The following is a 25,666-nucleotide window of genomic DNA, read 5'->3' as shown; positions in this document are numbered from 1 at the left end:
ACGGTATTCTCCGTGTCAAAACAGTTATGAAGCTACGGCGGTGTGTTCTACCGGCTCATGCTCGCGGTCGTCGTAGACGTGGCAGCGGTTGCGACCTTGTCGTTTGGCGGTGTAGAGAGCCTCGTCGGCGGCGGCAATCAGGACCGAGGGATGTTCTGCGTCGTGGATCCCTTCGGCGGGGGGCATGGGGATGATGCTGGCGATACCGATGCTGACCGACAGGAGCGGACCGGCTTCGCCGCCCCGGAGCTCGAAGCGGTGTTTTTCGATGTTCCGGCGGAGCATCTCGGCCGTCGTCCAAGCCTCGTCGGGGCCTGTACCGGCGAGGAGCACGGCGAACTCTTCGCCTCCGTAACGGGCGGCGAAGTCTACCTCGCGGGCGAGCGAGGTGCGCAGAATGCCGGCGATTTCGACGAGACAGACGTCACCGGTGAGGTGCCCGTAGGTATCGTTCAAGCGCTTGAAGAAGTCGACGTCCAGCAGAAGCAACGCCATGGGCTGCGCGGTGCGCTGGGCGCGCTTCCACTCCCGGGAAAGCGTCTGGTCGAAGCTGCGGCGATTCGGGATGCCCGTTAACCCGTCGAGCAGCGCCTGGTCACGTACGCGTTCGTTCGCGGTGCGCAATTGTTCCTGGACCGCGAGATAGCGGGTTTGGAGAATCGTCGAACGGACGGCGTAGAGGACGAACGAGAGGGTCACGCAGATCATGCCGAGATAGAAGTGGATGGGCACGATGGATGCCGCCATGAGGAAGATGGCGAAGGGAAAGAGGAAGGAGCTGCCGCTCTCGAGGAAAGACGGCCTGCTCCGATCGGAGTGGGAGTGCTCGCGGGGAGCCTCGGGCAGGCTGCAGACCACGGCCATCGCGAGGACGGGAATATCGCCGAGGACGAGAAGCGCGGAGCCTGGGGAGGCTTGCCAACGATGGATGACGATGAGATTGACGAAGCCGGTGAGTAGGGCGTTCGACCAGAGAAAGCCGCAGACGATGCGGATGAAGCGGCGCTCGGATGTGTCGCCGGCGGCGAAGAGGCGGAAGGTGGCGGCGAGGGCAATGATGAGGTTTGCCGCGGCGAGGCGGTCGATGACGAGAAGCGATGAGACGGGGGTGAAACCTCCCTCGGGATTGGGGAAGGCGAAGAGAAAGGCGATGAACGCGACCGCGATGGCCAAGGCTCCCTGCGCGAAGTCGAGACGCACGAAGATGGGCGAACGCTCTCGCTTGGAGAGGACAACCGCCATGAGAAATGGGAGACCGCGCAATAGCAGCGCGACATGCTGCAGGCTGGCGATGCCGTCCGGCAGGTAGAGCACACACTGACGGTAGAGTGTGAGCGAGAAACCAAGGACACCGAGCGCGAAACCCACGGAGACAAGCGTCCAGCGGCGGCGCATGGTGCCCGAGACTCGCGACGACTGACGGATGGCGACATACCAGGCCAGGGTATGGCAGGCGATCAGGCCGATCGAAGTTACAAAAATACCGTCAGGAACGAAGAGGGCCGCGACGATATGCAGGCCGAAGATTGCCGCCGCAAGGCTGATGACCAGACGCGGGCTTACTTTGGAACGCAAGGCGATGGACTCTCCAGGTATGAATTGCTTACGAGAAGCCCCGCGGTAAGCCGACTGGTTGTTTGATGCAGGCCGGAAGCCGTAAACGATTGATTTTGCGCAGACATGCGTACTTTTCCAGCAGAGCGATGTCCTGCCCCACGATCGAGTCTTTGCTTCCAGAACGGAAAGCAAGGGGAAGACTGGATCGAACGACCGGGTGCTGAAACCCAATTTCGCTGGTACGTCCTGTTTAACGTTTCAGGATCTCGGCTGGATTTTGGTTTTTGAGATTTTTTATTCTTTTTCTTCCGCAGCCTGCTTAGCCGCGATGTGTTCGAGCTCCCGCCGCCAGTCGAGGTCTTCAATGAAGTTCGCCTTGGAGCGCCAGTCGTCCTTCACCTTCACAAAAAGCTCCAGGAAGACGCGCGTGCCGAGCATGGACTCGATATCCTTGCGGGCGGCAGTGCCGATCTCCTTGAGCATGGTTCCCTGCTTGCCGATGAGGATCGCCTTCTGGCCGGCACGCTCGCAGAAGATGGCGGCGGCGATCTTGGTAAGGGGCGTCTTGGCTCCTGCAGGACGCTTCTTGGGCTCACCCTTGTCGTTCGTGTAGACCATGGGCTCTTCGTACTTTTCGATCACGACGGCGGTCGCGTACGGAACCTCTTCGCCGGTCAGCAGGAGGATCTTTTCGCGGATGAGCTCGGCGACGAGGAAGCGCTCGGGCTGGTCGGTGAGCTGGTGCTTGGGGAAGTAGCGCTGGCCTTCGGGCAGGATGTTGACCACTTTTTCCAGCAACAGGTCGAGGTTGATCTTCTTCCGCGCGGAGATCGGGATCACCTCGGCGAATGGATAGAGCGACGACCAATGGGCGATCAGCGGCATGATCTCCGCCGTGGAGATGGTATCGATCTTGTTCAGCAGAAGAATGACGGGGCATCCGCCTTCGACCTGCTTGAGGCGCTGGATGAGCTGGAGGGCGAAGTCGTCCTCGGCCTTGGAGAGCGCCATGCGACCGGTGGCCTTGCCGGTGGGGTTCTCCTTGGGGAGCTGGTGGGTGACATCGACGATGAAGAGGACGGCGTCGCGGGCTTCGAGGGCGTCGTGGACCTCCTGCATCATGCGCTTGTCGAGCTGGGTATCGGGCTTGTGGATGCCGGGGGTATCGACGAGCACGACCTGCGCGGCGGGGTGGCCGGGGTCGGTAGCGGTCTTCTTCTTGAGCGGCACCTCGACGACACCCTGGATACGGGTGCGCGTGGTCTGCGGCTTATGGGTGACGATGGCGAGCTTCTGGCCAAGAAGAGCATTCAGCAAGGTGGACTTGCCTGCATTGGGACGGCCGACGATAGAGACAAAACCGGAGCGAAAGGGCATCTCTTCTATTATGCGCTGAACTTTGTGGCCGGAGCCTCCGTAAAGGCTTGGTATGAGAATGCTTGGTGCGGTGGTTCTGGCGATAGCGGCAGGTTCAGCAGGTGCGCAGACGACGTTTGCGGTGGCTTCCATCCACCCCAGCTCGGAGGCGGTGAAGTTCGAGCGCGACGGCAAGACGGACGTGACGCCAATGGCGCTCCGCATGCGCGACGTCACCGTCCAGACCTGCATCAAGTGGGCCTACGGGGTGCAGCGGGCGCAGGTCGTCGGATCGGACGATCTGGAGCAGATCCACTACGATATCGACGCCAAGGTCGAGGAACCCACCAAACCGGAGCAGATGAAGCTGATGATGCAGGCCCTGCTGGCCGACCGTTTCAAGCTGAAGTTCCATCGTGCGCAGAAGGAGATGCGGCGCTATGCCATGGTCGTATTGCCGACAGGAAGCAAGAACCTGAAGGTCTCCGAGCCCGGCGCAGAGCCGTACCGGCAGAACTCCGCGAGGGGGACGGTGGTGCGGGCGACAACCATGCAGGAGTGGGCGGACTTTCTCTCCGGACCGTTGGAGACACCGGTGGTCGACAAGACCGGGCTGCCGGGGCGGTACGACTTTTCCATCGACTTTACGCCCTATCTGCCAAAAGACCAGGTGCCGATGCAGCAGGATCCCGGGTACATCGTGAACATCACCCTGCAAGGCGACTTGGGGCTGAAGCTGGAGCCGGGGAAGGGACCGATCGAGGTCATGGTGGTGGATCACGTGGAGAAACCCAGCGAGAACTAGGCCCCGCCAGGGCAAACCTGCGAGGATGGGAGATGTACCAATTCTCCCTGGGGGCTGTCCTTTGCTGGCGATGCGTGATGTGAAAGTGGAGCTTTTGGCCGGATTGACGGCTGCGTTGTCGCTGGTTCCGGAGGTCGTCGGCTTTGCCCTAGTGGCGCACGTCAATCCGCTCACCGGGCTGTATGCGGCGTTCATCATCTGCCTGGTGGCCGCAATCTGGGGCGGCCGTCCGGGCATGATATCAGGCGCGGCGGGGTCGATGGCCGTGGTCTCGGCCGGGCTCGTGGTGCAGCATGGCGTGGAGTATCTGTTTGCGACCATCGTGTTGACGGGTCTTTTGCAGATGGCCTTCGCGTGGTTCCGGCTGGGCAAGCTCATTCGCATGGTGCCGCATCCGGTGATGCTGGGGTTTGTGAATGGGCTGGCCATCATTATCGCTTCGGCGCAGATACAGCACTTCCACATGCACCGCGCGGACGGGAGTGTGGGCTGGCTGGACTCCTCTTCCCTGCTGGGGATGATTGGTCTGGTCGCGGTGACCGTTCTGGTGACCGTCTTTCTGCCGAAGCTGACCAACTCGTTTCCTTCCGCGCTGGCTGGGATTCTGGCGGCGACCGGCGTGGCGCTTGCGCTGGGGATCAGGACGCGGACGGTGGGAGATCTGGCGTCCATCCACGGGACGCTGCCACGCTTTCATATACCGCAGATTCCCTACACCTTCGAGACGCTGCGAATTATTCTGCCGTATGCGCTGGTGCTGGCCGTGATTGGCCTGGTCGAGACGCTGCTGACCCTGAACCTGATCGACGAGATCACCGACACCGGCGGTCGTCCTAACCGCGAGTCCATGGCGCAGGGCGTGGGAAACTTCGTGGGCGCGTTGTTTGGCGGCATGGGCGGATGCGCCATGATCGGGCAGAGCATGATCAACCTGAATGCGGGCGGGCGGCGGCGGCTCTCGGGGATTGCTGCGGGGAGCTTTCTGCTCTCCTTCATTCTTGTTGGGTCGAAGCTGATTGAGCGGATTCCGCTGGCGGCGCTGGTCGGCGTCATGTTCGTGGTGTCGGCCGAGACCTTCAACTGGAAGAGCCTGCGCGGCATGGCGAAGGTGCCGAAGCACGACACGATGGTGATGATTGTAGTCACGCTGGTGACGGTGCTGACCAACCTTGCCGTGGCTGTCGTCGCCGGGATTGTGATCGCGGCGCTGGTGTTTGCGTGGGACCATGCGCAGCAGTTGGAGATCGAGATCGAGGGGATGGCTGAAGGGAAGCTGTATCGTCTGCATGGAAGCTTGTTCTTTGCCTCCGCGACGCAGTTCACACGTTTCTTTACGCCGAAGGAAGATCCGGCTGAGGTGTATCTGGAGTTCGATCACGCGCGGATTATGGACTCGTCCGCGCTCGAGGCGATCGAGGCGCTGGCGGGACGATACCGCGACCTCGGCAAGACGCTGCATGTGCGTGGGTTGAGTGAGCACTGCGATCGTCTGCTGCGGCGGAAGGATGGGTCGGTCACGATGCTGCCGCTTGGGAACTCCTAGAGGACATTTCGCTCAGCCGAGGGACGGGCGTTCGATGCCTGCGATGATGTCGATCTCCACGGAGACCCCACGGGGCACGGCTGCAGAGACGGTGGTACGGGCCGGAGGTACGTCGCCAAAGGCACCCCGAAAGACCTCGTTCATGGCGGCGTAGTCCTTGATGTCGTTCAGATAGACCGTCACCTTGAGGACGTTCGCCATAGACGAACCGGCGTTGAGGAGATCCTTCTCGATCTCAGCGAGAACGAACTTCACGTCGGACTTGATGTCTCCAGGAGGCGCGTCCTTCGAGCTCTTTCCAGACAGATATAGCGTATTTCCCCATGAGATCGCCGGCGAATAGAGAGGAGTCTGTGCCGGCTTTGGCCCGCGCGTGTGGACGACCTTTGTCAGGCCGTTTTTCGCTGGTGTTTCAGAGTCGGCACGGGTGGAGAACGTAGTGGCCAGTGCGGCGAAGAAGGACTGGATGGCAGTGCGGCGCGTTTGCAAGGGGTAACTCCGGAGCGAGGATTTCAAGGTCAAGCGGCGGCGTCGGATGGCGACACAAACGAGACGCGGATACGATCGATGCGGCGGTCCGTCGAAGCGAGGACCTCCATGCGGAGTCCGTCCTCTTCGACGACTTCGCCCGGCAAGGGGATGTGGCCGGCGATCTCGGAGACGAGGCCGCCGAGGGTGGTCGATTCGTAGTCTTCGGACAGGCGCAGTGGCTCGGGTTCGGGCTTCTCGGGTTCCTCCTCGGAGTCGAGAGGCTCGTAGTCCTCGGGCTTCGCGGATTCGGGTTTCGGATCGACCTCGAAGAGGTCGCGCAGGCGTGAGACCTCGAAGCTGCCGTTTACGATGTAGCTTCCGTCTTCCTGGCGGACGGGCGCGTCGTCGGCCTCGGTCTCGTCGTGCTCGTCGGCGATGTTGCCTACGATGGCCTCGAGGAGGTCTTCGATGGTGACGAGGCCGGCGGTGCCGCCGTATTCGTCGATCACGATGCGCATGTGCTGCTTTTCGCGCTGCATCTCGCGGAGGAGCTCGGGAACCTTCTTGGTCTCGGGCACGAACGCCGCAGGACGCTGGAGCTGGGCGACCGTGATCTGGCCGGCGTCGGTATCGAGGACCTGCAGGAGGTCGTGCGCGAAGACGATGCCGGTGATGTGGTCGAGCGAGCCGGAGAAGACCGGGACGCGGGAGAACTTGTGTTCGTCGATCTGGGCGGTGAACTCTTCTAGCGAGAGCGAGCCGGGGACGGCGAAGAGCTGGGGACGCGGCGTCATGACCTCGCGGACGACCTTGTCGCCGAACTCGACGACGGAGCGGACGAGGTCACGGTCGGACTCCTCGAAGATGCCCTCTTCCTCGCCGGCTTCGAGGAGCGCTTCCATGGCCTCGGAGGGGTGGTCGACCTCGGCGGATGGTTCGGGATCGGCGAGGGCCGCGATGGAGAGCAGAAGACTGCAGAAGAGGGTGATCGGCGAGATGAGGTACAGGACCGCGACGATGAGGTAGCGGAGCTTGACGATCCAGCGGCCACGGGTGCGGGTGAAGAGGAGTTGGGGGATGAGGCGGTCGAAGACGACGATGATCAGAATGAGTTCAAAGCCGGTGATCGCAATCTTGCTCCAGGCCGCTCCCGCTTCGAAGGCAAGTGAACCAAAGAGGCTGAGGCCGAACAGGACGCCGATGATCGCGATGGCAAGCTGACGCAGGATCGAAGCCGAAAGCCCGATGGACTCGCGCGCGAGGCGAAGGCGGGGCTCCACGAACTCTTCCCAGGAATCGATGTTGTCCTGGTACTCGCGGGCGAGGAATTTGCCCATCTCAGAGTAGACGCGGTCGATATACGACGCGATGACCAGGGCAAACATGAGCAGAATCAGGGGAGCCGTGAAGAACATGCTCATCTCTCTCATCGGCTGGCTTTCTTCTGGACGCGCGCAATGAGGCTGACGGGCAGTTTGAGCTGGCTGCGCAGCTCGGCCTCGCGCGCGGCCATCTCCCCGGAGTCGGTTTCGTGGTCCATGCCGTTGAGATGCAGGAGGCCGTGAAGGAGCAGGATCCGCACCTCATCGCGAAGCGTGTGGCCGAAACGGGTCGCGGCACGAGCGGCGGTATCGAGCGAGATGGCGATATCGCCGGCATAGTCGGCGGCACCGCCCTCGTCCTCGGTGGGCGCGGGAAAGCTGAGAACGTCGGTGGCCTTGTTTTTGCCGCGAAAGTCACGGTTGAGGCGCTTGAGCGTGGGGTCGTCGGCGAGCAGCACGGTGACTTCACCGGCAATACCGACTGCAGCCTGGGCGCGATGGAGGAAGCGCGAAAGGCCGGACTTTGAGATTTCTACACTAGATGGAGGGTCGATGTTGATCATCGGAAAACGCGCACAGGCGACAGAGAAAAGCCTCTGTCGCCTATGGTATCGCGTTTACTGGGGTTTCTGAACGGGTTTCGGTGCGTCGAGCGGACGAAGCGCGGGATCGGACAGGCCCGGCTCGGTGAGGGTGAGGGGAATCTGCTGGGCGCGGTTATGGCTATCGTAGGCCCGGACGATGCGCTGAACGAGCGTATGCCGGACGACATCCACGTCCTCGAAGGTGCAGAACTTGATGCCTTCGACACCGTCGAGGATGTTCATCGCCTCGAAGAGGCCGGACTTCTTCGGGTTGGGAAGGTCGATCTGGGTGAGATCGCCCGTAATGACCGCCTTGGAGTTTTGCCCCAGACGGGTGACGAACATCTTCATTTGTTCCTGCGTGGTGTTTTGCGCCTCGTCCATAATGATGAACGCGTCGGACAGGGTACGCCCGCGCATGAAGGCGAGGGGGGCTACCTCGATGACGTTGCGTTCGAGCAGCTTGTCGACGCGCTCCTGATCGAGGAGGTCGTAGAGGGCGTCGTAGAGCGGACGGAGGTAAGGGTCGACCTTCTCCTGGAGCGAACCGGGGAGGAAGCCGAGGCGTTCTCCGGCTTCGACCGCAGGCCGGACGAGGATGATGCGGCTGACCTTCTTGGCCATGAGCGCGGCGACGGCCATGGCGACGGCGAGGTAGGTTTTGCCGGTACCGGCGGGTCCGAGGCCGAAGACCATATCGTTCTGCTCGATGGCCTCGACGTACTTGCGCTGGTTGGGCGAACGGGGCTGCACGGTGCGTTTTACGCCAACCGAGCGTTGCTTGCCGGAGTCGGCAAGGCCGCGCAGGGTGGTGGCGGGATCGGAGACGACGAGTTTGAGCATGCCGTGGAGCTCGCCGTTGTGGAGGTTGACGCCGCCTTTGCGGAGTGCGTCGAAGTCCTGAAAGATGCGTTCGACGCGGGCGATGGCTTCAGGTTCACCCACGACCCGGAGGCCGTCGGAGCGGAGATCGATAGTGACGTGGAGGCTGTCTTCCATAAGACGGAGGTTCTCATCGCGCGTGCCGAAGAGAGGCTCGATACCGGGAGTGATGGGAAGCGTTTTTGTCGTCAAGCTTTTGGCTGACCTCCGTCAGTGAGAGCGGGTTGAACGAGCCGTGAGAGGACACGGGCGGATCTTCTCGCCTGCAGATTTGATTCAGTTGTCGGGGTGTTGGGTTCGTTCGAGACGTTGGCGAAGCGCCGCCTGGTGGGCTTGGTGGGCTGGGCCGGGATGGCGTTAGGTGCCGTCAATGGGTGAACGATGGGCATAGGCTATGCCCGGGACGAACCGTCGTCAAGGCAATTCTTGGCCAATTGCGGTGCAAAACCGGGGTAAAACCCAAGATGTTGATCGGGCAGAACCCCGGTTGGTCTGGGAAGACTCGTCATGCGTTCGCAAGCTTCCGTGTTTTCGGCTTCTTGCGCTCTACGTCCGGCAGAAACCCTGTGAGCAGGCCGATGGCCGGGAGGTAGGCGCAGAGGTGATAGACGGTGATGATGCTGGTGCGGTCGGCGATCTTGCCGAGAACGGCCGCACCGATGCCTCCCATGCCGAAGGCGACGCCGAAGAAGAGCCCGGAGACCATGCCGACGCGGCCGGGGAGAAGCTCCTGCGCGTAGACAAGGATGGCCGAGAAGGCGGAGGCGATGATGAAGCCGATGATGACGGAGAGGACGCCTGTCCAGAAGAGCGAGGCGTAAGGGAGGATGAGTGTGAACGGAAGCACGCCGAGGATGGAGATCCAGATGACGAGTTTGCGGCCCCAGCGGTCGCCGGCGGAGCCTCCGATGAGGGTTCCGGCGGCCACGGCTCCAAGGAAGGCGAAGAGCATGATCTGGGAGGTGCGGACGGAGACCTGGAAGCGCTGGATGAGATAGAAGGTGTAGTAACTGGAGAGGCTGGCGAGGTAAAAGTACTTCGAAAAGATGAGGGCGATGAGGATGGCAAGGGCCATGATGACGCGTCCCCGGGAGAGGTGCGCCACCGTGCTGTTTTCGACGCCTTTTCTTGTGGAAGCTTCGGCATGGCGCTGCTTGTACCAACGACCGATGCGATAGAGGATCGCGATGCCGACGATGGCGGGGATGGTGAACCAGGCCATTCCCTTCTGTCCCAGGGGGAGAACGATAAATGCCGCGAGGAGAGGTCCGATGGCCGAACCGGAGTTTCCACCGACCTGGAAGAAGGACTGGGCAAAGCCATGCTTTCCGCCCGAGGCCATGCGTGCGATTCTCGAGCTTTCCGGGTGGAAGATCGCGGAACCGACACCAACCAGGGATGCAGCGACGATGAGCCAGGTGAAGGTGGGCGCGAAGGCCAGGAGGATGAGACCGATGAGGGTAAAGGTCATACCAGTGGGGAGGGCGAAGGGCATGGGGTGCTTGTCGGTGTACTGGCCGACGAGGGGCTGCAGCATGGAGGCCACCACCTGATAGGTGAAGGTGAGGAGGCCGAGGTGGGCGAAGTCGAGGTGGAACTGGCTCTTGAGGATCGGGTAGATCGAGGGCAGGAGCGACTGCACCATGTCGTTGAGGAGATGGCAGAAGCTGATGGCGCCGAGCACGCGAAGGAGTGTGCCTTCGTTTCGCTGCGGGGGGGCATCGTATTGCACCGGGGTGGCGGGGAGGATGGCGGCGGGTGTGAGGCTGGACAGGGTATTTTCGCTCATAAGGATGGGGAGCCAGACGCGATGCTCGGGGTCTGGACTTTCTTAAGTCTATGGTTTCCGACCGGTTCCTTCGGGCCTTATAACAAATGGATATATGGGGATAAAGGCGAGGCGGCTGCCGGAGTCGTGCTGCTTCCGGTTGCGGGTTGACCTTCGCGGAGGATTCCCGTAAACTTCATAGTTGCAGGGATGCGGTCCGATGAACCTCCTTTTATGACGAGGTGAGTGACGTCAGCCTCCGCCGTCTGCATCCCCAAATTTCCCGGCTACGGCCTGGGCATACGAGAAGAGAGTTCAATGGCAAATCATGTTTCGTCCCTGAAGCGCGCACGTCAGACCGTCGTCAAGACCGCAGTGAATCGCGCCAACAAGAGCAAGCTCCGCGGCACCCTGCGCTCGTTGCGCGAGGCCATTGCCACGGGCGACCTGAAGGCTGCCGCCGAGCAGTACCGCCTGACCGCGTCGATCCTCGACAAGAGCGTCCAGAAGGGCGTGCTACACAAGAACACCGCGAGCCGCTACAAGAGCCGCCTCAACGCACGCGTGAAGGCTGTCGCCGTCAAGGCGTAAGCACACGCTTCAACCGTTTCGAAGGGCCAGCAGAGACTCTGCTGGCCCTTTGTGCTGTCCGAGAGGTTGGACCTCTGAACTTTCAACGTGGTATGAAGTGCACCCTTTTTGGTGCATTTTTTCTTTGCCCGTATCCTGGCGATCTAAAGGGCTTACGGGAGAGCGATGCGAACATCCCCAATGTTTCACCATGAACATCCGGGCCGGTACAACGTGGGAAATTGCATGGAAAATGTGGAGATTTTGCGGTCAAAGCGCAATACGGGAAAGTGGTCTGTTTCCGCTTCGATTACCGCGCGGGGGACCGGGTGCTTCCGGTGTTTTGGAGCAGGCCTACTGGCCTGAGGGTGTGTCTTATTTGGGGGCGGACTCGTCGGGCCCGTAGAGGGTGGGGCGCTTGCGGCCCTCGGGGGTGGGGACGTCGCCTACCGGAATTGGGTTCTCGATGACCTGTGGCTTGCCCGGCGTGGCGGCCTGAGCCGATGCAGCGGGCGCAGGCGGCGGTGGTGCTGACGGCACGGGAGGTGGCGTGGCTTCGGCCACGGCGGCGGCGACACGGGTACGGGTCGGAAGACGGATGGGTCCGGTTGCGTGCTCGAGGGCGAACTCGCGGTTGGCCTTGACCTCCTGCTTGTCGTGGCTGGAGAGAGCTGGAAGCTGGTAGATCTCGATCGCCGCGTCGCGTATGACGGCGATCTGCATGCCGTCGGCGGAGAGGGAAAAGTTCTGGCCGGTGCGCTGGACGGGCGTGACGACGGTGTGGAAGACGGCGCGACCGGTGCCGGCCTGGTAGACCTGGATATCCTGCCCGGTGAGCAGGTCGCCTACGGGTTCCTGATCCTGCCCCAACATGCTGAGTGAGACGGAGGTAAGGGCGCGGCCCAGGGCGAAGCGGCCCGAGGCCGGGGCGAAGGAGAAGTTGGGATAGGCGAAGTTGTCGGTGAAGCCCTGCTCCCACATCTCCTCGGCCTTCATGTTGAAGCCTCCGATTTCGACCTTGTCGAGGGAGCCACGGCAGCCGAAGGCGACGAACTCGCTCCGGCTGACGAAGACGGCGCGCGGGAAGCAGGTGGTGTCGTAGGGGGAGAGCTCCAGCTTCTTGCCCTCGTGGGGAAGATAGTCGAAGAGCCAACGGCCCTTCGATTCCTCGCTGATGTCGAGGTATCCGTCGGCGGTCAGCGGCAGAGCGAGCGGGATGGAGGAGCGCACGGAGCCGGCGTGGGACACGATCACGGTCTCGGGGGTGTAGGTGAGGCGGAAGAAGCTGATGATGACATCGGCGTCGCTGGTCTTGATGGCGACCTTGGTGACGTCTTCGAGGGGGCGGCTGGTGGTTTCGACCGTGAGGAGGTCGGATTCGGCGGAGACGATGAGGCCGACGATGCGGTCGTCGAAGGTGAGGAGCTTGTGTTCTTCAAAGGGATCGGACTTGGAGAGGTTGGCGAGGGGCTCGACCGTGACGAGGCGCGAACGGAAGCGCAGCATGAAGCGTCCGCCGCCGAGATCCCACAGGTACTGGCCGGCGTCGTGGACGCGCCAGGTGGTGCGAGCGGCGACCTTGCCGGATGGGATATCGACGAGGACGGCTTCGATCATGCGGTCGTCGTCGGTGGGGAGGGTGTCGGGGAGGCGCTTCATGAGTCTGCGGACGGGGAAGGTGACGAGAAGATGATGCTCTCCCGCGAAATGGACGGTTGCGACGGTGTTTCCGGGGGTCTGGGGCCTTCCGCCGGTGGCCTGCTGCCCGAGATCGGCGAGGGCGATCACCTTCAGCTTCTCGGGTCCCTTGGCCGATGCCGGAGTGGGAGCAAGAGCGGGGGCCAGACAGACGCAGAGGATCCACCCGATTCGACGGAACCGTGGAGGGGGCGTTCTGCGTAGAGAGATGAAAGGAAAGGTCGGCATGGCGGGATCGAAAGGATGTTGGTCCGATGCTGGCTTTACTGTTTCACAGACGCGGGCGGCGCGCCAAAGTTGCACTTCGCTGGCGCACCGTCCCATAGAATAGTGCGAGCCCCGGGAAGCCCGGGACGAAGGGATTGACACGCATGAAGGCAGCTTCGACGACACGCATGGTTTGTTTTGGGATGGCGATGATGGCCACCTCGGTATCCGGCTGGGCGCAACAACAGCAGACGTATCTGCCGGTTCCGGCCTTCGACGCGACCTCGATGGACACGACGGCGGATCCCTGCTCGGACTTCTACAAGTTCTCGTGCGGGCGTTTTGCGGCGAATCACCCGATTCCCGCGGACCAGGCAGGCTCCAACCAGTTTTCGGCGTTGCAGAACGTGAACACGCAGGCGCTGAGCGGCATTCTGACCAAGGCCGCGGCGGGTGGCGCAGGCCGCAAGCCGAACGAGCAGAAGATTGGCGACTTCTACGCCGCGTGCATGGATACGGCAGCGATCGACGCCAAGGGACTGGCACCGCTGCAGCCGCTGCTGGGTGAGATCGATGGGCTTGGCAATGGCATGCGGGCTAAGCTGGAGCTGGCGCCGCTGATCGGCAAACTGCAGCGCGTGGGCGTCGACGTGTTCTTCTCGTTTGGCGAACAGCAGGACTTCAAGGACGCGTCCAAGCAGATTGCCTCGGTCGACCAGGGTGGGCTGGGGATGCCGGAGCGCGACTACTACTTCCGTCCGGGAGCAAAGGACGAAGAGCTGCGCCAGAAGTACGTCGCCCACGTGGCGAAGATGCTGACGCTGGCGGGCGCTACGCCGGAGGTAGCGGCGAAGGAAGCCAAAGACATCATGACGTTCGAGACGGCGCTGGCCAAGGCTTCGATGACGGTGACGGAACGCCGCGATCCGGAGAAGACGTACCATCTGCAGCCGATCGCCACCTTCCGTGCGGGCGTCCCGGGGTTCGATTTCGATGCGTTTGAAGCGCAGGTGCATGCGCCGAAGCTTACCGAGATCAACAACGCGAATCCCGCGTATGGACCGGCGCTCTCGCATGCCGTGCGCGATACCGATATGGCCACGCTGAAGGCCTATATGAAGTACCACCTGCTGACGACGTTTGCAGGGCGTCTGCCGACGAAGTTCGACGATGAGAACTTCGACTTTTACGCACGCACACTGCGTGGACAGCAGGAGCAGGCGGCACGGTGGAAGCGCTGCTCCAATGGCGTGAACGGCGCGCTGGGCGAGGCGCTGGGTGAGGTGTATGTCTCGCAGTACTTTGCCGGGGACAGCAAGGCGAAGATGCTGGAGATGGTGCATGACATTGAGCACGCGATGGATACGGACCTGACCCAGATTGCGTGGATGTCGGACGCGACGAAGGTGAAGGCGCGGGAGAAGCTGCATGCGATTGCGAACAAGATCGGCTATCCGGACACGTTCCGCGATTACAGTGCGCTGACGATTGCGCGGGACGACGCTGCGGGCAACCAGTTGCGGGCGAATGCGTTTGAGAATGACCGGCAGTTGAACAAGATCGGCAAGCCGGTGGACCACAGCGAATGGGGCATGACGCCGCCGACGGTGAACGCGTATTACGACCCGAGCATGAACGATATCAACTTCCCTGCCGGGATTCTGCAGCCTGCGTTCTACGATCCGAAGGCGGATGATGCCGTGAACTATGGGCATATCGGCGTGGTGATTGGGCACGAGTTGACGCATGGGTTCGACGACGAAGGCCGCAAGTTTGGGCCGACCGGCAACCTGGACGACTGGTGGACGGCGGCGGATGCGAAGAACTTCGAGACGAAGGCGAACTGCCTTGCGGATCAGTACAGCAGCTATGTGGCGGTCGACGATGTGCATGTGAACGGCAAACTGACGTTGGGGGAGAACACGGCGGACAATGGAGGGCTGTTGCTGGGATACATCGCCTATATGGAGCGGGCGAAGCAGAACAACGTGGACCTGACCAAGAAGGTGGATGGATATACGCCGGCGCAGCGGTTCTATATCGCGTACGCGCAGAACTGGTGCGAAAACGACCGTCCGGAAAACGTGCGGGCGCAGGTGTTGACGAACGAGCACTCGCCAGGACACTTCCGGGCGAACGGCGCGATTGTGAATCAGCCGGCGTTTGGGGCGGCGTTTGGATGCAAGGCAGGAGCGCCGATGGTGCCGGTGAATAGCTGCCGGATCTGGTAGAGCAGGCAGTATCGAGGAGCGGGCGCGGAGATGGATTCCGCGCCCGCTTTCTTTTGAGTGTGCGACCATAAAGCATGCCTTCCCAACCCATTCAGAACAGAACGCTCGGCTTTGCGGCGTGCGCTCTGGCGAGCTCGCTGTGGGGATGCGGCTTCTTCTTCGGCAAGATTGCGCTTGCCGAGATGAACCCCGGCGCGATGGTGTTCTATCGCTTCGCGTTCGCGTGCCTGGTGCTGGTGCCGATCCTGTTTACGCATCGTCCACACTTCAGCGGGCGCGAGTGGGGCGTGCTTGCGTTCTCCGCGTTTCTGGGTGTGCCGGTGCAGTTCCTGCTGCAGTTTGAAGGATTGAAGCTGACCACGGTTTCGCATGCTGCGTTGATGGTTGGGCTGATGCCCGTGATTCTTGCGTTGGGCGCGGCGATCTGGGCGCATGAACGGATGGATCTGATTGGATGGATCGCGATCAGCGCCTCGACGACCGGGGCGGCACTGATCGCACTGGGAGGCCACCGGGGCGCGGGCGGATCGTCGCTGACGGGCGACATGATGGTCGTTGCGTCGCTCATCATTGCGCTGTTCTGGATTTTGATGAACAAGCAGATGATGGAGCGTCATAATCATCTGACGGTTACGGTGTATGGACTGATGATCGGCATGCTGATGCTGGGCGTGATTGTGCCGCTGCGCTATGGCATGCCTCCGGTGCATGGCGTCTCGTGGAAGGCGTGGGCGGCGCTGGCGGCGTCTGGCGTGCTGTGTACCGCGACGACGACGAGCCTGTGGAACTGGGGTTTGACGCAGGTGCCGGCGTCGCAGGCAGGGGTGCTGCTGAACATGGAGCCTCTGCTGGGTTCGCTGCTGGGTGTGTTTGTGCTGTCGGAGAAGCTGGGGCCGAGTGCGTGGGCCGGCGGAGGGCTGATTCTGGCCTCGGCCATTACGCTGACGACGCAGTCGAAGACGCGCGTGCAGGAGATGGAGCATGCCGTTCTGTAGAGGAACGGCGGGGACGGCACTACACTGGATCGCATGAAGATGATGGTCGACCTCCGCGAGCTGGCGATGCGCATGCAGTGGCGTCGAGGACTGAGGGCGGCGATTGCCGTTGCCGGTGCGATGCTGGTCTGCGAGGCGTTCGGGAGGCCGTTCGGATGGGCGGCGCTTGGGGCGTTCGAGGCGATCCTGGTCGACAATGGCGGGCCGTATCGGTCGCGGCTGAACACCATTCTGACGGTGCTTGCGGGGGGCGCTTTCGCTGGGATTCTGGGCTCGCTGGTGGGGATGCTGCTGCATACAGGGGCGTCGCTGCTGGAGGTGGCTCTGGCTGCGCTTGCCACGGGAGTCGCGTGCTTCGCGATCACGTTCGCACGGGTGGCCACGCAGCCGCTGGCTTCGACTTCGGTGATTATTCTGGTGCTTTACTTCGCGGGGTTGGGCAGCAGCCAGACGACGCTCGCCGGCGGGGCTGTCAACGCGGCGCTGTTTGTCGCGGGAGGCATGGGAGCGGCGGCGATCTCGCTGGTGCTGTGGCCTCTCGATCCGTTTCGGCCGGCGCGGCGGTCGGTGGCACATACGTATGCGCTTCTGGCTGCGGCGACCGGCAAGATCGCCGCGGTGCAGGCGACCGGCGAGCGCGGCCCGCTGGAAGAGCACGATTGGAAGCGCCAGATACGGATGCATCTTGAAGAGGCTCGCATCGCGCTGGGCAAGACCGCGGCGCGAGCTCCGGCACGAACGCACCGGGCGAGGAACCTGACGGTTCTGCTCGAGACCGCGGACATGCTGTTCGCGCGTGCGATGCGGCTGAATGAGCTGACGGAGATTGCCGATGAGGCCGGACGTGCGCGACTTTATGCGACCACCGCGTGGCTGAGTGAGGCGGAGAACGCCATCGCGCATGCGCTCGAACAGAAGCCGGCCGATAGCGGATCCTCGTTCTCGCGCCATGGCTCGCATCGCGTGCAGTTCCTGATGCGCAGGGCGATCCCCGACGCGACGGAGGGACATGACGTGCCGGCACATCTGGCCGACGAAGAGCGGGATGCGCGGCAGGAGCTGGAGATCGCGTTTGAGGCGATACGGGCGATCTGGAGCGGTGTGGATCGCACCGGAGCCGCTCGCAAGGAAGCGCGGATCGAAGCCATTCCAGCGGCTGCGGAGGATAGCATCGTTGAGCGGATACGCGCCGACTTCTCCTTTGGCTCCATCATGCTGCGGCATGCGCTGCGCATGGGGATTGTGGGCGTGGTCGATGTCGCGCTTCTGCACGAGCTGCACCTGGCGCATGGGTTCTGGCTGGCGATGACGAGCATCATCGTGCTGCAACCGAGTGGGTCCGGCACGATGCGGCGCGGGCTGCAACGCGTGGGCGGCACGATCGCGGGAGGCATGCTCGCAGCTCTGCTTGCGGCGCTGGTCCACAATCGGGCGGGCATCATCGTGGTGATCACGGTGTGCGCCGGACTTACGCTGGCGAGCTTCGCGGTCGACTACGGGATTTATGCGTTCTTTCTTACGCCGACGTTTGTCCTGATGTCGCTTCCCTATCTGCGTGACTGGCGCTATGCAAGTGTGCGGGTGATTACGACTATTCTGGGGGCGCTCGTTGCTGTGCTTGCGATGCGCTTTCTGTGGCCCGAGCAGGAAGAGCATGAGTTGAGCAATCTGCTGCATGCGGGTGCGCTGGCCGATGCGGCTTATCTCCGTGCGGTGCTGAGGTTCTGGAAGACACCGGCGAAGGACAGCCGGGCTCGCCTCGAGCTCGAACGGCGGATGCTTGCGCCGGCACGACGCGCCTGCGGCCTTGCTTCGAATGCCGCGGAAGAGACGCTGGACCGTCTGCTTCTCGAACCCTCCTTCAGCCGGAGGGCCGGGAGCAGCACCGAGCATGCGCTGGCCTTTACGACGTATCTGCGCAGACTGGCACAAACGGTGACGACGCTGGCGGCACTTGTGCATCCTGACGATGAGTCATGCTGCGATGAAGCCCGCGTCGAGGCTCTCGCCGCGCGGCTGGAAGCGCTGCCGGGAGATGCACGCCGGTCATTGGAGGCGGTTCCTTCGTTTGAGCCGACCAACGTGCAGGACGTCGTGGAACTCCAGATGAAGCGCATGGAGCGACAGGTGCTGGTGCTTGAACGGGCTGCCACAGCCATGACTGGCAGGGATACAACGATAGCTCGCTAAGCGCGAGATGACGTGCGGGCTCATGTTCCGCAGGTGATGGCCGATGAACGCGGGGACGGAAGGATTGCCCCCGACGATGACCGCGTCTGAAACCTGCCATGAAGATATCGCCGTGATGGTGCAGCAAACGCTGGCACACCTGAACGCGATCGAGCCTGACCTGATGGCGATGGAGCGCGATGTCGCGGCGACACCGGTCGACGCGCTGGATCGCATGCAGCGCGCGCTGGATACGATCCGAAGCGCAGCCGGGCTGTTCGGTCTCGATCCACTCCAGCACCTTGCCGCTGGGCTTGCCAGCGCGTTTGCGGAGATCCGCGAGGGGCGCCTCACCATTGCTACGCCCGTGGTGGATGTATTGATCACGAGCATCGATCATCTGCGCGTGCTTCTCGATACGCTTCCGTCGTCCGATCGCGACGAGATTGGGGTGGTGCTTGGGTCACTCAACACGCTCATCAAGCCTGTTCCCTCAACGACCGAAGACAAGCCCCAAAGCATCGAAGCGAAGGCGGAGAAAGCCGGAGCGTCGGAGACACTGCGAATCCGGGTCGATCTCTTGACGGATCTGATGAACCTTGCGGGTGAGCTTGTGCTTGGCCGCAACCAACTGATGCGCGCGCTTGCCGGAGAAGCACGCGAGAGCGGTCTTGGCCTGATTCTGCAGAACATCAACCAGGTGACCACGGCGCTGCAGGAGGGCATCATGCAGACTCGCATGCAGCCGGCTGAAACCGTGTTCCATCGCTTCCCGCGCATCATCCGTGACGTCTCCCGGCAGCTTGGGAAGCGGATTGAGCTTGAGATCTTGGGCAGTGAGGTGGAGCTCGATCGATCGCTGGTCGAACTGCTCACCGATCCACTCACACACATCCTCCGCAACAGCGCCGACCATGCCATCGAGATGCCGGAGGAACGAAGACGTGCCGGCAAGCCCATCACCGGTCGCATCGTGTTGAAGGCATGCCATCAGGATGGGCAGGTGAACATCTCCATTCAGGACGATGGACGAGGCATCGATTCAGCCAAGGTGCGGCGCAAAGCTCTCGATCGCGGACTCATCAGTGAGTCGCAAGCCGAGCAGATGACGGAGCGCGAGCTTGTATCGCTTATCTTTACACCAGGCTTCAGCACGATGGATGCGGTCTCGGAGCTTTCGGGACGCGGCGTGGGCATGGATGTCGTGCGTTCGAACACGGAGCGCATGGGCGGCACAGTCGAGGTCGACACGGTGCTCGGCAGAGGCACCACCCTTACCATGCGGCTTCCGCTGACGCTTGCCATCATCCCCTCAATGATCGTCGGCGTTGGAGGTCAGCGCTTCGCCATCCCGCAGGTGCATGTCGTCGAATTCGTCTCAGTGCAAGCATGTGATGTTGCCGAGCGCTTGGAGCGCATCAAGAACTCCGCGGTCCTTCGCCTTCGCGACCGGCTTCTTCCCCTGATACGGCTTGGGGATGTCTTGCGGCTTGGAACGGAGAGACGAGAGGGCGACTACGACATTGTCGTGTTGCAGATTGGTACCAACCAGTTTGGTGTCGTGGTCGATGAACTCTTCGATATCGAGGAGATCGTCGTCAAGCCCGTCTCGGCGTGTGCGCAGAGCGCGCGCTGCTTCTCCGGTGCGACGATCATCGGGGACGGACGTGTGATCATGATTCTCGACGTCAGCGGCCTTGTCGCGCTGGCCGGCATGCAGTTTGCCGATACCAAGGCCGAGAACGAGCGGCGCTTTGCGCTGGAGAGACAACGCACGGCGGCGACCGCTTCGCGCCTTCTTTCTGTGTTACTTTGCACCGGCGCTCCCGATGAATACCTGGCGATCCCGCAGGACAGCATTCTGCGTCTCGAGATGTTTGCCGTCTCGGCCATTCAACGGATTGGCCATCAAGAGTATGTGAACTACCGCGGCCATGGGCTTCCTCTGGTTCGCCTGGAGAAGCACATCCGGGTGCGTCCCCTGGCATCCGATCTCGCCGAGATCTTCGTGATCATCCCCAAGCTTCTGGTCGATGGGAGGGTGGTCGCAGGGCAGGCAGGCATCGTCATCTCCAGCATTCTCGATGCGCTCGACGCGGATGTTGTACTTGAACGCATTGACCCTGGGGGTCCGGGCGTCATGGGTTCAGCGATTGTCAACGACCGTCTCACACTCTTTCTCGAACCCGGCGAGATTCTTGCTGCCGCGGGGTACCGCACAGGAGGCCCGCAATGATGCAGTTCTCCACCTTTCGCGTCGGCGAGCGATTGCTCGGTCTCGACATCCGCATGATTCAGGAGATCAACCGCATCCCCGAGATTACGCCACTTCCCCTGTCTGCCGAGTATGTGCGGGGCTTCATCAACCTGCGCGGACAGATTGTGACTCTTTTCGATCTTGGCGTGCGCCTTGGGTTGCCGCGAAAGCAGATCGACGATGAGAGTCACAATATCATCCTTCATCCACGTGCCGGGGCACGCGCACAAGACCCCGTGGGCCTGCTCGCGGACGGCATCGGCGACGTCGTCGAGGTGGACGTATCGCAGATTGAGCCATTGCCCGCGAACGTTGGCGAAATGGATGGACGCTACCTTTCCGGAGTGATCAAGTTTCAGGATGAGCTGATGGTCCTTTTCGATCTGAAGCGCGTTCTGCATATCGACTAATGCAACCGCATTTCCTACCAGGAGATATCTCATGCACGCTCTCAACAACATCAGGATCCGCACACGGCTGCAGATCGCTTTCTTTCTTCTCGCCGCCTTCATCGCGTGCGTTGCGTATGCGGGCATCGATCACGCATCGAGCCGGATGATGATCGCACTGGGAGCCATGGGAACCGTGCTTGCCCCCACGCTGGGGTTCGTCCTTGCGAGCTCGATCTTCGATCCGCTCGAGGGGATCAATCGGCAGATTGCCGCGATGCGCCAAGGCGATCTGAGTTCACGACTGAAGATGAATCGCAAGGATGAGATGGGCCTTCTGGCGGAGTCACTGGATGGTTTTGCATCGGATCTGAAGAGCGATATCTTCAGCAAGCTGAGCCAGATTGCGGTGGGCGATATGAGCGCGCGGGCCACCAGCCGCGGCAACAACGACGAGATGACGCCAGCGATCAATACGATCATCGAGACGCTCAAGGATTTTATTCAGGAGATGCGCCACATGTCCGCGCAGCACGATGCGGGAGACATCGATGTCATCATGCCTGTTGAGCACTTCCACGGCGAATTCCGTTCGATGGCCTCGGGCGTAAACAGGATGGTGGCCGGACATATCGACGTGAAGAAGAAAGCGATGGCGTGTGTCGCCGAGTTCGGCAAAGGCAACTTTGAAGCCAAACTGGAAGTGTTTCCGGGCAAGAAATTCTTTATCAACGAAACGATGGAGCTGTTGCGGTCGAACCTCACCAATCTTATCCGCGAGATGAACGAGATGTCTTCGCAACACGACGCGGGAGACATCGATGTCATCATGACCGTTGAGCGCTTTCATGGTGATTTCCGCACGATGGCGGCGGGCGTCAACAAGATGGTCAAAGGCCACATCGACGTCAAGAAGAAGGCGATGGCATGCGTTGCCGAGTTCGGACGAGGCAACTTTGAAGCCAAGCTGGAGGTGTTCCCGGGCAAGAAATTCTTTATCAACGAGACGATGGAACTGCTGCGTTCGAACCTTACCAGCCTGATCCGCGAGATGAACTACATGTCCGCGCAGCACGATGCAGGCGACATCGATGTGATTATGGCGGTCGACCGCTTCCACGGCGATTTTCGAACGATGGCGGCAGGCGTAAACAAGATGGTCAACGGGCACATCGACGTCAAGAAGAAGGCGATGGCGTGCGTCGCCGAGTTCGGTCGCGGCAATTTCGAAGCGCCGCTCGAAGTTTTTCCCGGCAAGAAAGTCTTCATCAACGAAACCATCGAGAGAGTCCGCGGGAACCTGAAGGCTCTGATTGCCGACACGGCCATGCTGTCCGAAGCAGCAGTCGCCGGCAAGCTTGCGACGCGTGCCGATGCCGCCATGCACCAGGGTGACTTCCGCAAGATTATCCAGGGCATCGACGATACGCTCGACGCCGTGATCGGCCCGTTGAATGTGACCGCCGACTACGTCGACAGCATCTCGCGTGGCGTGATTCCGGGCAAGATCGAGACGCAGTACAACGGCGATTTCAACACCATCAAGAACAACCTAAACAACTGCGTAGAAGGGCTGCAAGGCCTTGTCGAAGCGAACCAGGTACTGCAACAAATGGCGGCCAACAACCTTACGGCACGGGTGGAAGGGCGTTATAAGGGCATCTTCGCCGAGGTCGCAAAAGCGATCAACGTGACGGTGACGAACCAGGCGAACGTGCTGCTCAGCATCCAACAGAATGCGGAGACGCTGGCACAATCATCGGTTGGTCTGACGAGTTCTTCGAGTACCATGTCGGTGAACTCCGAGGCGATGACCGCGCAGGCTCACACGGCCGCGGCGGCCACCGAGCAGGCATCGGCGAGCGTGAAGAATATGGCTGCGGGGATCGAGCAGGTGAGCGCGAACTCGCAATCCGTTGCCGGTGCCTCCGAGAAGATTTCCATGAACCTGGGCGTCGTCGGCAACTCGGTTGAGGTGATGTCCTCGCGGATGAAGACCGCAGCCTCGACATCCGAGGCCGTCACTGGTGCGGTGAATTCCGTTGCGGCGGCCATCGAAGAGATGAGTGCGTCGCTCAACGAGGTTTCGAAGAACACGGGACAGGCGGCTCGCGTGAGTGGGCGCGCGGCGAAGTCGGCGACGTGCACCGCTGAGATTGTCAACAACCTCGGCACGAGCGCAGTCGAGATCGGCAAGGTCGTCGAGATGATCAAAGGCATCGCCGCGCAGACCAATCTGCTGGCCCTGAACGCGACCATTGAAGCGGCCAGCGCGGGCGAGGCCGGAAAGGGATTTGCCGTCGTCGCCAACGAGGTGAAGACACTGGCGAAACAGACGGCTTCCGCCACGGAAGACATCCGGAAACAGGTGGCGGCGATGCAGTCAAACACCTCGGCGGCGGTCAAAGCCATCGAGGAGATTGTGACGGTGATCAACGAGATCAATGGGATTTCCGGCACGATTGCCGCGGCTGTCGAAGAGCAGACGGCGACTACGAACGAGATCGCGAAGAACGTGGGCAATGCTGCGCGTGGCGCTGCCGAGCTCTTCAGGAATGTGAATGAAAGTTCGCAGTCCGCGACGACGATCTCCAGCAATGTGCAGGAGGCAGTGCGCGGGGTCAGTGAGATTACGCGGAACATCAGCCAGCTTGCCACTGGAGCGAACGATGTAGCTCGCAACGCAGGGGAGGCGGCGAAGGGCATGAGCGAGGTTGCACAGAATGTTGCCGTCGTCAGCGATCGTTCGACTCAGACGACGCGTGGTGCCGCTGAGACCAATGCGTCGGCGCTTGAACTGGGCCGGCTCGCCGAGAGCCTGCAGCATGCCGTGACCAGCTTCCGGATCATGTAGTCGAGGAGAACGGCTATGCTGCAGAGAAAACTTCGTGTGCTGGTGGTCGATGATGCCGTCGACTACCGGCGCATCTTGTGCGACTTCATCGAGACGATGGAAGACTGCGAACTCGCGGGCACATCGGCACGCGGCGCCCTTGCACTTGGAAAGATGACGCAGACCGCCGTGGACCTTGTGCTGCTCGATTGCGAGATGCCCGAGATGAGTGGCTTCGAAACACTGCGCGCGATTGTCCGGCATCACGGTTCCACCAGCGTCATCCTGCTGAGCGATGGAAGCACACGTTCTGAAGACGCCGAGGCTATTGCGAAAGAACTCGGCGCACTCGGCCTCTTGCAGAAGCCCGTCTCTCCGGCAGACGGTACCGAGCTGTTCTCGAAGATTCGAGCCTTGATGCAGAAGGCACACATACGCCGCAACCTGCGGGGTACGGCAACACCCGTTGCGACCAGGCCGGCAATCGCACCCGCGGCCATCGTACCGGCGCCAATTGTTTTGGCCAAGCCGACGCGATTTCCAAAGCCGGGTAGGATCGATGCTGTCTTCATCGGGGTTTCTACCGGTGGGCCAGAGGCTCTGATGCAACTGCTTCCGAGCCTTCCGGTGGATCTTGGCGTTCCTGTGTTGATCGTGCAGCATATGCCTCCACTGTTCACGGCATCCCTGGCGCACGACCTCGACCGCAGAAGTGCGCTCTCGGTCAGGGAGGCGCTCCACGGTGAGAGCATTCGACCAAACGTGGTGCTCATTGCTCCGGGCGGGCGTCATATGATTGTGCGTTCGAGGCCCGCCGTCACTCGTGGGCAACAAGAACTTCTGATCGGTCTCGATGATGGTCCACCTGAGAATAGTTGCCGGCCGGCGGTTGATGTTCTGTTCCGCTCCGCGGCAAAACACTACGCAGGGCGAGCGCTTGCCATTGTGATGACCGGGATGGGCAGCGATGGATGCGAGGGCATGCGTGCCTTGAAGCAGGCCGGCTGTCTCGCCCTCACGCAGAGCGAGAGGACATGCGTGGTTTACGGGATGCCGCTTGCTGTTGATGAAGCTGGACTTTCCGACGAGCAGGTGCCTCTTCCCCTGCTTGCCGCACGAATCACACGAGCCGTGATGGGAGAACGCGCATGAGCACGACACCCCCGATCAAGCCTGCTGAGTTCAAAGTTTTACGTGACTATATTGAAGAACACTGCGGGATCTCTCTCAGCGAAGACAAGAGCTACCTGGTAGACACGCGGCTTTCGAGCATCGTCGTTGAAGCGGGCTGTACCGACTTTGCAGGACTGCACCAGCGTGCTTTGATCGATCCGACCAAGCAACTGCGCGACCGGATGATCGATGCTATGACCACGAACGAGACGCTGTGGTTTCGCGACCAGCATCCGTTCACTATTCTGAGAGAGAAGCTGATTCCGCCACTCGCCGCGGAACTACGTGGCGGGACACGACGGCAGATTCGCATCTGGTCGGCGGCCAGTTCGACCGGGCAGGAACCCTACTCCATTGCCATTGCAGTGCGTGAGCTGTGCCGGACGGAGGCTGGACTCCGGCCCGAAATGGTGGAGATTGTCGCGACCGATATCTCCCCTACGGTGCTGAAGGCGGCACGCTCCGGTCTCTATGACAACGCAGCACTCCAGCGCGGCATGCCGCCGGATCTCAAGGCGCGCTACTTTCGCCACGAGGGTGAGATGTGGCTCGTCGACGAAGAGATTCGCGACATGGTGCGCTTTGAAGAGTTCAACCTGCAGGACTCCCCCGCGCGCCTGGGGCGTTTCGACATCGTCTTCTGCCGCTACGTTGCCATCTACTTTTCGGAGACGATGAAGAAGAAGCTCTATGCGCGTATCGCGGATGCGGTTGGCCCCGGAGGTCATTTGATCATCAGCGCCATTGAGAACCTACGTGGACTATCCACACGCTTCGAGCCGCAAGAGCATGCGGGCGGTAGCTACTATCGTTGCTCATGACTGGCTTCAGACCGCCGATATCCAGTGCAGACAGG

Annotated in this window: 19 protein-coding genes; 11 read left to right on the top strand and 8 right to left on the bottom strand. The window is 61.6% G+C overall.

Going from position 1 to position 25,666, the window contains the following annotated elements:
- Nucleotides 1-24 precede the first annotated feature (24 nt).
- Both BM400_RS07320 and era read right to left on the bottom strand, forming a co-directional pair.
- Nucleotides 25-1,575, bottom strand: coding sequence for a GGDEF domain-containing protein (locus BM400_RS07320; RefSeq protein WP_089838027.1), 1,551 nt, complete (start codon nucleotides 1,573-1,575; stop codon nucleotides 25-27).
- 276 nt (nucleotides 1,576-1,851) lie between these two features.
- A complete protein-coding gene (gene era / locus BM400_RS07315; protein ID WP_089838025.1) occupies nucleotides 1,852-2,934 on the bottom strand; it encodes a GTPase Era in 1,083 nt (360 codons plus the stop codon).
- A gap of 52 nt (nucleotides 2,935-2,986) precedes the next feature.
- Here era and BM400_RS07310 point away from each other — a divergent pair, with 52 nt between their 5' ends.
- Together BM400_RS07310 and BM400_RS07305 are read left to right on the top strand one after the other, a co-directional pair.
- Entirely contained in the window at nucleotides 2,987-3,718 is a 732-nt protein-coding gene (locus BM400_RS07310; protein ID WP_089838023.1) for a TIGR03435 family protein, read from the top strand.
- A 70-nt stretch (nucleotides 3,719-3,788) separates the two neighbouring features.
- Complete coding sequence (locus BM400_RS07305; RefSeq protein WP_245781734.1) at nucleotides 3,789-5,261, top strand: SulP family inorganic anion transporter; 1,473 nt, start codon at nucleotides 3,789-3,791, stop codon at nucleotides 5,259-5,261.
- Between the two features lie 12 nt (nucleotides 5,262-5,273).
- Here the strand turns inward: BM400_RS07305 and BM400_RS07300 are convergent, their stop codons facing one another.
- The 5 genes from BM400_RS07300 to BM400_RS07280 form a co-directional block, all read right to left on the bottom strand.
- Nucleotides 5,274-5,750: a RidA family protein gene (locus BM400_RS07300; protein ID WP_175528910.1), complete on the bottom strand. Its 477-nt coding sequence runs from the start codon at nucleotides 5,748-5,750 to the stop codon at nucleotides 5,274-5,276.
- Between the two features lie 29 nt (nucleotides 5,751-5,779).
- On the bottom strand, nucleotides 5,780-7,153 hold the full coding sequence (locus tag BM400_RS07295) for a hemolysin family protein (protein ID WP_245781733.1): 1,374 nt from the start codon (nucleotides 7,151-7,153) through the stop codon (nucleotides 5,780-5,782).
- A 5-nt stretch (nucleotides 7,154-7,158) separates the two neighbouring features.
- On the bottom strand, nucleotides 7,159-7,617 hold the full coding sequence (gene ybeY / locus BM400_RS07290; RefSeq protein WP_089838019.1) for an rRNA maturation RNase YbeY: 459 nt from the start codon (nucleotides 7,615-7,617) through the stop codon (nucleotides 7,159-7,161).
- A 54-nt stretch (nucleotides 7,618-7,671) separates the two neighbouring features.
- A complete protein-coding gene (locus BM400_RS07285; protein WP_089838017.1) occupies nucleotides 7,672-8,712 on the bottom strand; it encodes a PhoH family protein in 1,041 nt (346 codons plus the stop codon).
- A 313-nt stretch (nucleotides 8,713-9,025) separates the two neighbouring features.
- Nucleotides 9,026-10,309, bottom strand: a complete 1,284-nt coding sequence (locus BM400_RS07280; RefSeq protein WP_089838015.1) for an MFS transporter — start codon at nucleotides 10,307-10,309, stop codon at nucleotides 9,026-9,028.
- 297 nt (nucleotides 10,310-10,606) lie between these two features.
- Here BM400_RS07280 and rpsT point away from each other — a divergent pair, with 297 nt between their 5' ends.
- On the top strand, nucleotides 10,607-10,879 hold the full coding sequence (rpsT, locus tag BM400_RS07275; RefSeq protein ID WP_089838013.1) for a 30S ribosomal protein S20: 273 nt from the start codon (nucleotides 10,607-10,609) through the stop codon (nucleotides 10,877-10,879).
- A 354-nt stretch (nucleotides 10,880-11,233) separates the two neighbouring features.
- Here the strand turns inward: rpsT and BM400_RS07270 are convergent, their stop codons facing one another.
- Nucleotides 11,234-12,784, bottom strand: coding sequence for a hypothetical protein (locus BM400_RS07270; protein WP_089838011.1), 1,551 nt, complete (start codon nucleotides 12,782-12,784; stop codon nucleotides 11,234-11,236).
- Between the two features lie 143 nt (nucleotides 12,785-12,927).
- Here BM400_RS07270 and BM400_RS07265 point away from each other — a divergent pair, with 143 nt between their 5' ends.
- The 8 genes from BM400_RS07265 (at nucleotide 12,928) to BM400_RS07230 (ending at nucleotide 25,631) form a co-directional block, all read left to right on the top strand.
- Nucleotides 12,928-14,994 (top strand): M13 family metallopeptidase, encoded by a 2,067-nt coding sequence (locus tag BM400_RS07265; RefSeq protein ID WP_089838009.1) that lies wholly within the window; start codon nucleotides 12,928-12,930, stop codon nucleotides 14,992-14,994.
- A gap of 74 nt (nucleotides 14,995-15,068) precedes the next feature.
- Nucleotides 15,069-15,989: a DMT family transporter gene (locus BM400_RS07260; protein WP_089838007.1), complete on the top strand. Its 921-nt coding sequence runs from the start codon at nucleotides 15,069-15,071 to the stop codon at nucleotides 15,987-15,989.
- A 33-nt stretch (nucleotides 15,990-16,022) separates the two neighbouring features.
- Nucleotides 16,023-18,179: an FUSC family protein gene (locus BM400_RS07255; RefSeq protein WP_089838005.1), complete on the top strand. Its 2,157-nt coding sequence runs from the start codon at nucleotides 16,023-16,025 to the stop codon at nucleotides 18,177-18,179.
- Nucleotides 18,180-18,255: 76 nt separating this feature from the next.
- On the top strand, nucleotides 18,256-20,394 hold the full coding sequence (locus BM400_RS07250) for a chemotaxis protein CheA (protein WP_175528909.1): 2,139 nt from the start codon (nucleotides 18,256-18,258) through the stop codon (nucleotides 20,392-20,394).
- Nucleotides 20,391-20,825 carry a chemotaxis protein CheW gene (locus BM400_RS07245; RefSeq protein ID WP_089838001.1) on the top strand — a complete coding sequence of 145 codons (435 nt, stop codon included), beginning with the start codon at nucleotides 20,391-20,393 and terminating at the stop codon, nucleotides 20,823-20,825. The genes BM400_RS07250 and BM400_RS07245 overlap by 4 nt, the downstream gene beginning before the upstream one ends.
- 31 nt (nucleotides 20,826-20,856) lie before the next feature.
- Entirely contained in the window at nucleotides 20,857-23,658 is a 2,802-nt protein-coding gene (locus BM400_RS07240) for a methyl-accepting chemotaxis protein (RefSeq protein WP_089837999.1), read from the top strand.
- Between the two features lie 15 nt (nucleotides 23,659-23,673).
- Nucleotides 23,674-24,789 (top strand): chemotaxis-specific protein-glutamate methyltransferase CheB, encoded by a 1,116-nt coding sequence (gene cheB / locus BM400_RS07235; RefSeq protein ID WP_089837997.1) that lies wholly within the window; start codon nucleotides 23,674-23,676, stop codon nucleotides 24,787-24,789.
- Nucleotides 24,786-25,631, top strand: coding sequence for a CheR family methyltransferase (locus BM400_RS07230; protein WP_089837996.1), 846 nt, complete (start codon nucleotides 24,786-24,788; stop codon nucleotides 25,629-25,631). Before cheB ends, BM400_RS07230 begins: the two co-directional genes overlap by 4 nt.
- The last annotated feature ends 35 nt before the right edge of the window (nucleotides 25,632-25,666 follow it).

The organism is Granulicella pectinivorans (assembly GCF_900114625.1).
GTDB lineage: Bacteria > Acidobacteriota > Terriglobia > Terriglobales > Acidobacteriaceae > Edaphobacter > Edaphobacter pectinivorans.
This window is presented reverse-complemented; position numbering and strand designations above follow the sequence as displayed.